Origin of the sequence: Shinella sp. WSD5-1 (genome assembly GCF_963942435.1) — a bacterium.
Classification (GTDB): Bacteria; Pseudomonadota; Alphaproteobacteria; order Rhizobiales; family Rhizobiaceae; genus Shinella; species Shinella yambaruensis.
The window spans coordinates 3,915,671-3,928,728 of the sequence record NZ_OZ012596.1; the positions used below are offsets into that span (position 1 = coordinate 3,915,671).

Sequence of the window (13,058 nt, forward strand, 5' to 3'; positions counted from 1 at the left end):
GCGATGCGACTGAAGATCAGCCACACGACCGAATATCACTATGAAGATCCGGTGCAGTATTCCCTGCAGCGGCTTCGCCTGACGCCGAAGACGCAGCCGGGCCAGATCGTGCGCACGTGGGCGACCACCGTGCACGGCGCGCGGCTGGAGGCCGGCTATACCGATCACTTCGGCAATCATGTCGATCTCGTCAGCACCAATGCCGAGCAGGTGGCGATCCGCATCGTCGCGGAAGGCGAGGTGGAGACGGAAGACCGCGCCGGCGTCTTCGGCCCGCACCAGGGCTTCGTGCCGCTCTGGCTCTATCTGCGCGAAACGCCGCTGACCAGGCCCGGCAAGCTGGTCCGCGACCTTGCCAAATCTGCCAGCGGCGAGAATGAGCTCGCGCACATGCACGCGCTGATGGCCGCCATCCACGAGACCGTCGCCTACAAGCCGGGAGAAACCGCCTCCGACACCACGGCCGAGCAGGCCCTGGAAAAGAAGCAGGGCGTCTGCCAGGACCACGCCCATGTCTTCCTTTCCGCCGCGCGCCATCTCGGCCTGCCGGCCCGCTATGTCTCGGGCTACCTGCTGATGGAAACGCCCGAGCAGACAGCAAGCCATGCCTGGGCGGAGGTGCACCTTCAGGGGCTCGGCTGGGTCGGCTTCGACGCGGCCAACAAGATCTGCCCGGATGCACGCTATGTGCGCCTGTCGACCGGCCTCGACTACAAGGACGCCGCTCCCGTTTCCGGCATGGTGCTCGGGCACTCGGCCGAAACGATGAGCGTCGCCATCACGGTGGCGCCCGCCGGACAGAGCCAGTCGCAGAGCCAGAGCTGACCGGCCGGACTTGAATCAGGATGCGCAAAACGTACCGTAAACTCCTGAATCGATTCACAGGCCCTTAAATCGAAATCGCTTTAAGGGCCTGTGCCGATGCTTTAACGCGCTGCCGTTTCGAGCAGGCGGCAGAGTTTCACCAGCGCCGCATCGTAACCATCGCTGGTGACGCCGCGGCAGCGCTTGATGAGCTGTATACGCTCGCCGCCGGAAAGCCGCGAGAATTCGCGCACGACGGTGCGGTCATCCGGATCGGTGCGCCACCGGTCGTCGTCACCGGGCGTGCGCGGGTCGCGGCGATCCGGCCGGGTGAACACGTCGTCGTCGCCGAGGCTGACATCGACATCCGCATCGACGAGGCCGCGCCCGCCCACCGTCGCACCGACCCCGGCCGCAAGACCGTCACGCCCGCCGACCGTTGCCCGGATATCCGCATCGGCAAGGCTGTCCGAGCCGCCGACATTGGCTTTGGCACGCGCATTCACGCCGTCCCGCCCGCCAAGGCCCGCTTTCACATCTGCATCGGCAAGCCCCCGGCTGCCGCCGACATTCGCCTTGGCGTCGGCCTTGAGGCCGTCCCGGCCGCCGGCCCGCGCCCGGACATCCGCGTCGACGAGCCCCCTGCTGCCTCCGACCCGGGCATCAGCACCGGCCTTTATGCCGCCGACGCTGACACCGACGCCGAGCCCGAGGCCATCCCGCTTGCCGCGATCGGCCGCCTGCGCCGGCAGGGCAAGAACCGCCGCGACCAGCACACCGGCCGAGAGGCGGAGAAGCGATTTGCGATTTGACGTTCCAGACATGGGAACCTCCCTTTCCGTGACCGGCCCGGGAGTGGACCGGCCTTGCGAAACGAAGGTCGAATGACCGCGGGCAGTTCCGCACGGATGCAACCGACGCGGTGCAAAGGGAAAGGAAACCTTGCGACAGGCGGGAAAACACGCCCAGGCGTGCCGAAATGAAACAAAGAGGGCGCGATCCGAGGACCGCGCCCGAAAAAACTCAATGGCTGTCCTTGCCGACCGCGCTGCCGCGGCAGCCCTTGAGGAAATCGAGGTCGGCGCCGGTATCGGCACCCTGGACGTGCTGCTGGTGCAGCCAGGCATAACCGGAGGTGGGCAGGTCGTGGTTCGGCGTCCATGCGGCGAGCCGGCGCGCCAGTTCCTCCTCGGGAATGTCGAGATGCAGGCGCCGGTTCGGCACGTCGAGCTCGATCATGTCGCCGTTTCTGACGACCGCAAGCGGCCCGCCGACGGCCGCTTCCGGCGAGGTGTGCAGGACGACGGTGCCATAGGCCGTGCCCGACATGCGCGCGTCGGAGATGCGCACCATGTCGGTGATGCCCTTTTTCAGCACTTTCGGCGGCAGGCCCATATTGCCTACCTCGGCCATGCCCGGATAGCCCTTCGGCCCACAGTTCTTCATGACCATGACGCAGGTCTCGTCAATGTCGAGAGCGTCATCGTTGATCTTGGCCTTGTAGTCGTCGATGTCCTCGAACACGACCGCCCTGCCCCGGTGCGTCAGAAGATGCGGCGAGGCGGCCGAGGGTTTCAGCACCGCCCCCTTCGGCGCGAGATTGCCGCGCAGCACGACGATGCCGCCCGATTGCGTCAGCGCCTTCTCCGCCGGCAGGATCACGTCCTCGTTCCAGTTGACGACGTCCTTGACCTCGTCCCACATCGTCTCGCCCGATACCGTCAGCGCGTCCTTGTGCAGAAGGCCGGCCTCGCCGAGGCGCTTCAGCACCACCGGCAGGCCGCCGGCATAGAAGAACTCCTCCATCAGGTACTTGCCAGAGGGCATCAGGTTGACGACGGTCGGCACATCGCGGCCGCAGCGGTCCCAGTCGTCCAGCGTCAGGTCGACGCCGACCCGGCCGGCGATGGCGAGCAGATGGATCACCGCATTGGTCGAGCCGCCGATGGCCGCATTGGTGCGGATGGCGTTCTCGAAGGCGTCCTTCGTCAGGACGTCCGATGGCTTCAGGTCGTCCTTGACCATCTGGACGATGCGCCGGCCGGTAAGCTGCGCCATCACCCTGCGACGCGAATCGACCGCCGGGATGGCGGCATTGCCGGACAGTGCCATGCCCAGCGCCTCGGCCATCGAGGCCATGGTGGAGGCCGTGCCCATCGTGTTGCAGGTGCCGGACGAACGGCTCATCGACGCCTCGGCCTCGAGGAACTCGGCCTGCGTCATCTCGCCGGCCTTCACCATCTCGGAGAATTTCCACAGATGCGTGCCCGAGCCGACGCGCTCGCCGCGGAAATAACCGTTCAGCATGGGACCGCCGGTGACGACGATCGACGGCAGGTCCACCGAGGCCGCGCCCATCAGGAGCGACGGCGTGGTCTTGTCGCAGCCGACCATCAGCACGCAGCCATCCATCGGCTGGCCGCGGATCGCCTCCTCCACCGCGAGCGCGGCGAGGTTGCGGTACATCATCGCCGTGGGGCGGAAGGTGTTTTCAGAGGCCGAGAACACCGGCACTTCGAGCGGGAAGCCGCCCGCCTCCCAGACGCCGGCCTTCACCTTCTCGGCGAGCTCGCGCAGGTGGCCGTTGCACGGCGTCATGTCCGACCAGGTGTTGAGGATGCCGATGACGGGGCGCCCGTCGAACAGGTCGTGCGGGTAGCCCTGGTTCTTCATCCAGCCGCGATGGTAGATCACGTCGCGGCTGGTGCCGCCGTACCATTCCTGCGATCTCAGCCTGCGCGGCCATTCGGCTTTCTTCTTCATCTTTCCAGTCCTTGAAGGGGCCGTCCGGCACAGGGCACCGGCCGGCCTTTGTCTCACGCCAGGGTGTAGGCGGTCTTGACGGTTGTGTAGAATTCGCTGGCATAGCGGCCCTGCTCGCGCGGGCCGTGGGACGAGCCCTTGCGCCCGCCGAAGGGCACGTGGAAATCGACGCCCGCCGTCGGCAGGTTGACCATGACCATGCCGGCCTCCGCATTGCACTTGAAATGCGTCGCATGCTTGAGGCTGGTCGTGGCGATGCCGGAGGACAGGCCGAAAGGCGTGTCGTTGGCGACGGCGAGCGCTTCCTCATAGTCCTTGACGCGGATGACCGCGGCGACCGGGCCGAAGATCTCCTCGCGCGAAATGCGCATGTCGTTCGTCGCCTCGGTGAAGAGCGCCGGCTGGAGATAGAAGCCGGGCGTGTCGCGCTTCAGGAGCTCACCGCCGAAGGCGAGCTTCGCGCCTTCCTGTTTGCCGATCTCGATATAGTCCGTGTCCTGCTTCAGCTGGTTCTCGTCGACGACCGGACCGATATGCGTGCCGGCCTTCAGGGCATCGTCGACGACGACACCCTTCAGCCGCTCGCCGACGGCGGCCACGAATCTGTCGTGGATGCCTTCCGTCACGATGACGCGCGAGGAGGCGGTGCAGCGCTGGCCGGTGGAGAAGAAGGCCGAGTTGACGGCGGCTTCCACGGCAACGGAAAGGTCCGCGTCATCGAGCACGACGAACGGATTCTTGCCGCCCATCTCCAGCTGGTACTTGCGGTTATGCTCGACGGAGGCGAGCGCGACGCGTTTTCCGGTGCCGGTGGACCCCGTGAAGGTGATGGCGTTGACGTCGGGACTGTCGAGCATGGTCTGGCCGACGACGGAGCCCTTGCCCATGACGAGGTTGAGGACGCCCTTCGGCAGGCCGGCACGCACGAGGATGTCGACGATGGCCCAGGAACAGCCGGGCACAAGTTCGGCGGGCTTGAAGACAACCGTGTTGCCATAGGCGAGCGCCGGCGCGATCTTCCAGGCCGGGATGGCGATCGGGAAGTTCCACGGCGTGATGATGCCGACAACGCCGACCGGCTCGCGGGTGATCTCGACGCCGATATTCGGCCGCACCGAGGGCAGCGTCTCGCCGGCAAGGCGCAAGGTTTCGCCCGCGAAGAAATCGAAGATCTGGCCGGCGCGCACCGTCTCGCCGATCCCCTCGGCCAGCGTCTTGCCCTCCTCGCGCGAGAGCAGCCGGCCGAGCTCGTCCTTGCGGGCCAAAATCTCGTCGGCGGTCTTCCTGAGGATCGCATGGCGCTCCAGGATGCCGGAGCGCGACCAGGCCGGAAACGCGGCCTTCGCCGCTCCGATCGCCGCCCTGGTGTCCTCGGCGGAGGCGCGGGCATATTCGCCCACCACGTCGTCCGTGTTCGACGGGTTGATGTTCCGGATCGCCTCCGTGCCGACCCATTCGCCGGCAATCAGGTTCTGGTGGAGCGTCATGGGCAAGGCCTCCTGTCTGTCCCGTCCCGCACGAAGGCGGCACATCCCTTACAACTGGCGGATTTCGATCTCTTCTTCCCGGGCAATCGCCAAGGGATTGCGCAGCGGCAGGCCGAAACCGTCGGCCCCGATCTCGAACACATCCCCCGCCTCGGTGCGGATACCGTCGCCGAAGGAGAGCGTCGCCGTGCCGAACATATGAACATGGATATCACCCGGGGCACGGAACAGGCCGTATTTGAAATGGTGGTATTCGAGGTTGGCGAAGGTGTGGGACATGTTCGCCTCGCCGGAGACGAAGGGCTTTTCCCACAGAACCTTACCGCCGCGGACAATGCGCGAGAAACCGCGGATATCGTCCGGCGCGGCGCCGACGCGGATCTCCGGTCCGAAGCTCGCCTGGCGGAGCTTCGAATGGGCGAGGTAGAGATAGTTGATGCGCTCCGTCACATGATCGGAGAATTCGTTCGACACGGCAAAGCCGATGCGGAAGGGCGCGCCGTCGGCGGCGATGACATAGATACCGGCCATTTCCGGCTCTTCGCCGCCATCGAGCGCAAAGGAGGGCGAGGTAAGCGGGCTGCCCGGCGCCACCGCCTGCGTGCCGTTGCCCTTGTAGAACCATTCCGGCTGCACGCCCTTCTCGCCGGGCTTCGGCTTGCCGTTTTCAAGGCCCATGCGGAACATCTTCATGGAATCGGTCAGGGTCTCCTCGGCCGCCTCCGTCGTCTTCTTGTGCATGGAATCGCGCGTGGCCGCGGAGCCGAGATGGGTGAGGCCCGTGCCGGTCAGGTGGAGATGGGCGGCGTCCGGATGGGTGATCGGCGAAAGCAGCCGGCCCGCGGCATAGGCCGCTTCCAGATCGACGACCTCGCCGAGGCCCTTCGCGTCGATGACGGCCTTCAGGGACTGCCCGCTGTTGGCGGCTTCCATGGCGAGCGCGTAGACGCTGTCCGCCCCCTTCACCGCGCGGCCCTCGCCCCCATCCTCGCGCACGACCACCGTGATCGAGCCGTCGGCATTTGCGACCTGTGACATCAGCATTTTCGTTTCCTTCCTGAAGCCTGGACCTGGCCAAAGCTCCGCACCTGCGGGGACAGACGTCACCGCACTGGCCGCATCCGCAGCCGGTCAAACACGTTTGCAATCCTTGGGCGGACCGGTGTTCCCCGGTCAGCCCTTGTTCTTGTTGTAGACGTCGAAGAACACGGCGGCGAGCAGCACCAGGCCCTTGATGAGCTGCTGGTAGTCGATGCCGATGCCCATGATCGACATGCCGTTGTTCATGACGCCCATGATGAAGGCGCCGATGACCGCGCCGGTGATCTTGCCGACGCCGCCCGAGGCTGAGGCACCGCCGATGAAGCAGGCCGCGATGACGTCGAGCTCGAAGCCGACGCCGGCCTTCGGCGTCGCCGAATTGAGGCGGGCGGCGATGATCATGCCGGCGAGCGCGGCGAGCGCCCCCATATTGACGAAGGTGTAGAAGGTCAGCCGCTCGGTGTTGATGCCCGAGAGCTTCGCCGCCTTCTCGTTGCCGCCCATGGCATAGATGCGCCGGCCGATTGTCGTGCGGGTCGTCACGAAGGTGTAGAGCGCGATGAGCAGGCCCATGACGACGAGAACGTTCGGCAGGCCGCGATAGGTGGAGAGCTGGAAGCCGAGGAAGATCGCCACCGCGCTGATGACCGCCATCTGCACGGCGAAGAAGGCGAAGGGCTCGTTCTCCGTCTCGTGCAGCGCGTTCATGCGGCGCTCGCGAAGCCCGGCATAGATGGCATAGCCGACCAGCAGGATGACGACGAGGAGCGCGAAATAGTTCTTGATGAGGCTCGTCGCCGGGTCGGTGAGCGACAGGAAATCCGGCACGAAGCCTGTGGAGAGGATCTGGAACTCCTTCGGGAACGGGCCGACCGGGCGGCCGCCGAGCACGACATAGGTCATGCCGCGGAAGACGAGCATGCCGGCGAGCGTGACGATGAAGGACGGGATCTTCTGGTAGGCGACCCAATAGCCCTGCGCCGCGCCCATCAGCGCCCCGACGAAGATGCAGAGCGGCACGACGATGATCGCCGGCATCCCCCATTTCACCAGCATGATCGCCGAGATCGCGCCGATGAAGGCGACGATCGAGCCGACCGAGAGGTCGATATGCCCCGCCACGATGATCAGCAGCATGCCCAGCGCCATGATGACGATGAACGAGTTCTGCAGCACCAGATTGGTGATGTTGACCGGGCGGAAGAGCACGCCCTGGGTAATGACCTGGAAGAAGATCATGATCACGACGAGCGCGACGAGCAGGCCGTATTCGCGGATGTTCCGGCGCAGGTAGTCTCCCACCGAAGGCTGGGTCGTCTTGGTCGCGGTATCGGTGGACATCAGTGTTTCTCCCCGGAGCGCATGATGGCGCGCATGATGGATTCCTGGCTTGCTTCCGCCTTGGAAAGCTCGGCCACGATGCGTCCTTCGTTCATGACATAGATGCGATCGCAGGTCCCGAGCAGTTCCGGCATCTCCGACGAGATCATCAGGATGCCCTTGCCCTCGGCGGCAAGCTGGTTGATGATGGTATAGATTTCGAACTTGGCGCCGACATCGATGCCGCGCGTGGGTTCATCGAGGATCAGAACCTCGGGATTGGTGAAGAGCCATTTCGACAGCACGACCTTCTGCTGGTTGCCGCCCGAAAGATTGACCGCTTCCTGATAGATCGAGTGCGAGCGGATGCGCAGCTTCTGGCGATAGCCGGAGGCGACCTTGGCCTCCTGCCGGTTGTCGATGACCGTCGCCTTCGAAACGCCGCCGAGATTGGCGAGCGTCGTGTTGTGCATGATGTTGTCGATCAGCACGAGGCCGAGCTGCTTGCGGTCCTCGGTCACATAGGCAAGGCCGGCCTCGATCGCCTTCGGGATCGTGCTCACATCCACCGGCTTGCCGCGCATGAAGACGTCGCCGGTGATCTTGTGCCCCCAGCTCCTGCCGAAGAGGCTCATCGCCGTTTCAGTGCGCCCCGCCCCCATCAGGCCGGCGATGCCGACCACCTCGCCGGCGCGCACGGCGAAGCTGACGTCGTGCAGGAACTGCCGGTCGCGATGGTGCTGGTGGAAGACGTTCCAGTTCTTCACCTCGAGCAGCGTCTCGCCGATCTTCGGCTCGCGCGGGGGATAGCGGTCCTCCATCTCGCGGCCGACCATGCCCTTGATGATGCGGTCCTCGGAAATGTCCTCGTGATGACAGTCCAGCGTCTCGACCGTGCCGCCGTCGCGCAGGATGGTGATCTGGTCGGCGACCTTTTTGATCTCGTTCAGCTTGTGCGAGATGATGATCGAGGTCATGCCCTGGCTGCGGAACTCCATGAGCAGCTTCAAAAGCGCGTCGGAGTCCTTCTCGTTCAGCGAGGCGGTCGGCTCGTCGAGGATGAGCAGGCGCACCTTCTTGGAGAGCGCCTTGGCGATCTCGACGAGCTGCTGCTTGCCGACGCCGATATCGGTGATCAGCGTGCCCGGCGGCTCCCTGAGGCCGACCTTGTCGAGCAGTTCCTGCGTGCGGCGGAAGGCGAGCTTCCAGTCGATCACGCCGTTCGTCGCCACCTCGTTGCCGAGGAAGATGTTTTCCGCGATCGACAGCAGCGGCACCAGCGCCAGCTCCTGGTGGATGATGATGATGCCCAGATGCTCGCTGTCGGAGATCGTGGAGAAGCGGCGGACCTCGCCGTCGAAATGGATGTCGCCCTCGTAGGAGCCGGCCGGATAGACGCCGCTCAGCACCTTCATGAGGGTGGATTTGCCGGCGCCGTTCTCGCCGACAAGGGCGTGGATCTCGCCTTCGCGGACCTTCAGGTTGACGTTGTCGAGGGCCTTCACGCCCGGAAACGTCTTCGTGATGCCGCGCATTTCGAGAAGGGTCTTGCTCATGTACCAGTTTCCAGCGGCCGGCCAACCCCATCGAGGGGAAAGCGAGCCTATTCGCTCTGCGATCCGGAGAAAAGAGGGTTCGCGCTGGTCGGCGCGAACCCGGAGTGGGAAGAAACGATCAGTTCTTGATCTGATCGGCCGTGTAGTAGCCCGAGTCCGTGACGAGGATCTGTTCCGCGTTGGACTTGTCGACGGCGACGGGCTTCAAGAGGTAGGACGGAACGACCTTGACGCCGTTGTCATAGGTCTTGGTGTCGTTCACTTCCGGCTCCTTGCCGTCGAGGATCGCGTTGACCATGCCGACCGTGACCTTGGCGAGTTCGCGCGTGTCCTTGAAGACCGTCGAATACTGCTCGTCGGCGAGGATCGACTTGACGGAAGGCAGCTCGGCGTCCTGGCCGGTAACGACGGCCATCGGCTGGTCGCCCGAGCCGTAGCCGACACCCTTCAGGGCCGACAGGATGCCGATGGACAGACCGTCATAGGGCGAGAGCACGCCATCGACGCGGCCGTCGGTGTAGGTCGAGGAGAGCAGGTTCTCCATGCGGGCCTGCGCGACCGCGCCGTCCCAGCGCAGCGTGCCGACGGTTTCCATGCCGGTCTGGCCCGACTTGATGACGATGTCGCCGCTGTCGATCAGCGGCTGGAGAACCGACATCGCGCCGTCATAGAAGAAGAAGGCATTGTTGTCGTCCGGCGAACCGCCGAAAAGCTCGACGTTCCACGGCTTGGTATCCGGGAACTTCGCCTTCAGGCCGTCGACGAGGCTGGTGGCCTGGAGGACGCCGACCTGGAAATTGTCGAAGGTGGCGTAGTAGTCGACATTGCCCGAATCGCGGATCAGACGGTCGTAGGCGATGACCTTCACGCCGGCATCGGCCGACTTCTGGAGGATGTCGGACAGCGTCGTGCCGTCGATGGCGCCGATCACGAGCACCTTGGCGCCCTTGGTGACCATGTTCTCGATCTGGGCGAGCTGGTTCGGGATATCGTCGTCAGCGAACTGCAGGTCCGGCGTGTAACCGGCTTCCTTGAAAAGCTTTTCCATCGTCTCGCCGTCGGAAATCCAGCGGGTCGAGGTCTTGGTGGGCATGGAAATGCCGACCATGCCCTTGTCCTGGGCGAAGGACGGCGCCACGAACGACGCGACGCTGATGGCAGCGGCGGCGAGAAGCGAAGTGATCATTTTCATTGAAAGGTCTCTCCCTGGTGCGCACTGGCCGAAATTGCAGCCAGGCATTGTTCTGTGCACGGGCGGGGTCGCATTCAGACGACGGCCTGGACTGGAGGGCAGGAAGCCCGCCGGTCCCCACTCCCAAGGACCCCAGCGCACATTGGCGCAACGTCCACCGAATTGCCATAACTGTCAAATGCAATGAGCTTCTAATTCGATATCAAAATTGGTATATAGTATCGGATATATACTATTTTTATCGATCGAGGTAACGATGCGTTTGGACGATGACGTCGACGAACAGCTCTTCCCCGGCGAGGGCGGTAGCGATCTCCAGAGCGTCGGCCTCCTGCGCAGCGGCCTGAAGCTCAGCCATCTGCGCATGATCGTCGCCATCGAGGAGCACAGGCAGGTCAGCGCGGCAGCCGATGCGCTGAACATCTCGCAGCCCGCAGCCTCCCGCATGCTGACGGAAATGGAGACCATCCTCAAGGCGCAGCTGTGCGAGCGCGTCTCGCGCGGCGTGGCGCTCACCGCCTTCGGCAGGGCTTTCGCGCGGCGCGCGCGCACCATTCTTCTGGAGCTGCGCGAAGTCGACCGCGAGCTGTCCGCCCTGAAATCCGGCACCGGCGGCTCGGTTTTCCTCGGCTCGGTGACCGCGCCGGCGATCAGCCTCGCCGTGCCGGCGATCCAGCAGGTCAGCGCCGCCTATCCCGGCATCGAGGTGAACGTGCGCGTGGAGACGAGCAACGTGCTCGCGCGCGAGCTGCTGGCGGCGCGGCAGGACTTCATCATCGCCCGCGTGCCCGACGATCTCAATCCGCGGCTCTTCAACGTCACCGAAATCGGCATCGAAAAGGCCTGCCTCATCGTGCGCAAGGGCCATCCGCTGCTCGAAAAGCCCGTCGCCAGCCTTGCCGACCTGCCGCACTACGACTGGGTCTTCCAGCCGGCCGGCACGCTTTTGCGCCGGCGCATCGAGGAGCTGTTCCTCGCCGCCGGCGTGCCGCTGCCGTCCACCGTGGTCAACACCTCGTCCATCCTGCTGACGACCGCCATCGTCTGCGGCTCGAACGCGATCGCCCCCGTCGCCCGCGACATGGCCGTCTTCATCGCCGATGTCGGCGCGCAGGCGGGCGAAATCAGCATCCTCAACACCGATTTCGAGATCGACATCAAGCCGTACAGCCTTATCTCCGTCAAAGGCAGGGCACTGCCGCCGAGCGCCAAACTGCTCTATGATCTGATCCTGCAACGCAGCCGGATGCTGGCGCCGGACTGAGGAGGCCTTTCATGTTCGGCATGACCGTGTTCGAATCCGTGCTGGAACGGCTGAAGGCCGAGGCGCGCCAGGCCGCCGGGGAAGAGGCGGAGGACGAAGCCCCCGACGACGACGTCCAGGCCGAGGTGCGCGGCCTGCCCTCCGGCTTCGCCGGCCTCGGCACGGGCGGCGCCTTCGTCTCCGGCTCCCAGGCCGCCGCCGCCTATCTCGATCTCTACGAGGAGCCCGCCCCGGTCGAGCCGGAGCAACCGGCGCCCGCCGAGCCGCCTCCGCCCCCGCCGCATCTCCTGCGCATCGCGCCGGAGGAGGTGGCCAGCGACCTTGGCCTTGACGGCAGGGAGAGCGTGGACGAGCTACTCGCCCGTAGGCGTGGCTTTGCCCGGGAAAACCACCCCGACCGCGCGCCGGAGGAACTGCGTGCCAATGCGACCCTGCGCATGAAGATCGCCAACATGCTGATCGACGAGACGATCCGGCGGATCAATGTCGAAAGGAGCCTCGGCCTGTCGCGCTGAGCCCTGTCGCGAAAACCATCGCGATGCGCCTTAGCCCTTCGGCTCCTGCTCCGGCGGCTTTGCGGCCGGATCGGAGGGCTTGAAGAAGAGGATGAGCTGCGCGAAGGCATAGGCCGAGACGACGAGGAAGATCGTGCCCCAGGTCTGCTCGCCATTGTAGAATTCCACCGCCGTCCAGGCAGCGCAGACCCCGACCAAAAGCAGCCGCCGCCAGAGCGGACGGTAGAACGGATGATCGGGATCGATGAATTTCATGAACGTCTCCTCACGCTTCAGCGCCTACATAGGCGGTTTTCCCGCGCGAGGGAACGGCTTTCAAGCATCGACCCGGTCCAGGAACGCCGCAAGCTCGGCCGGCGCGATGCCGACGAGGTGACCCTTTTCGGGATAGGCGCCCGAGCGCACGTCGTCGGCATATTCGCGGAAGGCGGCGATGCGCTCCTGCTGCAGCCGGTCGTATTCGGCGGCGAAGTTGCGGTAGACCTTCACATGGCGCGGATAGTGCCCGCGGTTCTGGCCGAGCACGTCCTCGGCGAAGAGATATTGCGCATCGCAGCCCGTGCCCGCGCCCATGGAGAGCATGACGAGCCCCGTCCTCGCGCTGATCGCCGCGGCGATCTCGCCGGGCACCACCTCGATCTCGGCCGCGAAGGCGCCTGCCTCCTCCAGCGCCTTCACCTGCCGAAAGATCTCCATCGCGCTCTCGGCCGTCTTGCCGACGGCGCGGAAACCGCCGGTCCAGGTGGCCTTGGAGGGGATGAGCCCGACATGGCCGCAGACCGGGATGCCCTCCTCGCGCAGGCGCCGGACGGTGGAAAGCCCGGCGGCGCAATAGACGGCATCGCCCCCCGCCTTCATCGCCTGGAAGGCGCCGCGCAGATAGTCGTCCGCCGTGACGAAATCGCCGTATTCCAGTCCCGGAAAGGCAAAGACCGTGGGCGCGGCCTCGCGGAAGGCCGGCCCCAGCAGCGCCGGCGGCACGGAGACGAGGTCGATGCCCGCCTTCTCGGCGGCCTCCGCCTCCTCCAGCGTCACGACGCGCAGCATGGTGAGCTGCCGCTTGCCCTTCATCGCCTTGAGGTCGGCAACGGTTGGTCTTTTGGTCTTCATCCTGTC

12 protein-coding genes are annotated in these 13,058 nt (G+C 65.2%); 3 read left to right on the top strand and 9 right to left on the bottom strand.

Annotation, left to right across the window (positions count from 1 at the left end):
- Positions 1-3 precede the first annotated feature (3 nt).
- A complete protein-coding gene (locus tag AABQ55_RS19155) occupies positions 4-825 on the top strand; it encodes a transglutaminase family protein (RefSeq protein ID WP_272806147.1) in 822 nt (273 codons plus the stop codon).
- Positions 826-926: 101 nt separating this feature from the next.
- Here AABQ55_RS19155 and AABQ55_RS19160 read toward each other — a convergent pair whose 3' ends face one another.
- The 7 genes from AABQ55_RS19160 to chvE all read right to left on the bottom strand — a co-directional run bounded on the left by AABQ55_RS19160 (position 927) and on the right by chvE (position 10,163).
- Entirely contained in the window at positions 927-1,628 is a 702-nt protein-coding gene (locus AABQ55_RS19160) for a hypothetical protein (protein WP_272806148.1), read from the bottom strand.
- Between the two features lie 199 nt (positions 1,629-1,827).
- Complete coding sequence (araD, locus tag AABQ55_RS19165; RefSeq protein WP_272806149.1) at positions 1,828-3,567, bottom strand: L-arabinonate dehydratase; 1,740 nt, start codon at positions 3,565-3,567, stop codon at positions 1,828-1,830.
- Between the two features lie 53 nt (positions 3,568-3,620).
- Positions 3,621-5,054, bottom strand: a complete 1,434-nt coding sequence (locus AABQ55_RS19170; RefSeq protein ID WP_272806150.1) for an aldehyde dehydrogenase family protein — start codon at positions 5,052-5,054, stop codon at positions 3,621-3,623.
- Between the two features lie 48 nt (positions 5,055-5,102).
- A complete protein-coding gene (gene araD1 / locus AABQ55_RS19175; protein WP_272806151.1) occupies positions 5,103-6,098 on the bottom strand; it encodes an AraD1 family protein in 996 nt (331 codons plus the stop codon).
- A gap of 129 nt (positions 6,099-6,227) precedes the next feature.
- Positions 6,228-7,436, bottom strand: coding sequence for a multiple monosaccharide ABC transporter permease (gene mmsB / locus AABQ55_RS19180; protein ID WP_272806152.1), 1,209 nt, complete (start codon positions 7,434-7,436; stop codon positions 6,228-6,230).
- Positions 7,436-8,971: a multiple monosaccharide ABC transporter ATP-binding protein gene (mmsA, locus tag AABQ55_RS19185; protein WP_244767126.1), complete on the bottom strand. Its 1,536-nt coding sequence runs from the start codon at positions 8,969-8,971 to the stop codon at positions 7,436-7,438. The genes mmsB and mmsA overlap by 1 nt, the downstream gene beginning before the upstream one ends.
- 118 nt (positions 8,972-9,089) lie before the next feature.
- Entirely contained in the window at positions 9,090-10,163 is a 1,074-nt protein-coding gene (chvE, locus tag AABQ55_RS19190; protein WP_244767127.1) for a multiple monosaccharide ABC transporter substrate-binding protein, read from the bottom strand.
- Positions 10,164-10,419: 256 nt separating this feature from the next.
- Here chvE and AABQ55_RS19195 point away from each other — a divergent pair, with 256 nt between their 5' ends.
- Positions 10,420-11,427 (top strand): LysR family transcriptional regulator, encoded by a 1,008-nt coding sequence (locus AABQ55_RS19195; protein WP_244767128.1) that lies wholly within the window; start codon positions 10,420-10,422, stop codon positions 11,425-11,427.
- An 11-nt stretch (positions 11,428-11,438) separates the two neighbouring features.
- Entirely contained in the window at positions 11,439-11,942 is a 504-nt protein-coding gene (locus AABQ55_RS19200; protein ID WP_244767129.1) for a hypothetical protein, read from the top strand.
- Positions 11,943-11,972: 30 nt separating this feature from the next.
- Here AABQ55_RS19200 and AABQ55_RS19205 read toward each other — a convergent pair whose 3' ends face one another.
- Positions 11,973-12,197 carry a hypothetical protein gene (locus AABQ55_RS19205; RefSeq protein WP_244767130.1) on the bottom strand — a complete coding sequence of 75 codons (225 nt, stop codon included), beginning with the start codon at positions 12,195-12,197 and terminating at the stop codon, positions 11,973-11,975.
- A gap of 60 nt (positions 12,198-12,257) precedes the next feature.
- Positions 12,258-13,052, bottom strand: a complete 795-nt coding sequence (locus AABQ55_RS19210; RefSeq protein WP_272806153.1) for a 3-methyl-2-oxobutanoate hydroxymethyltransferase — start codon at positions 13,050-13,052, stop codon at positions 12,258-12,260.
- Positions 13,053-13,058 lie beyond the last annotated feature (6 nt).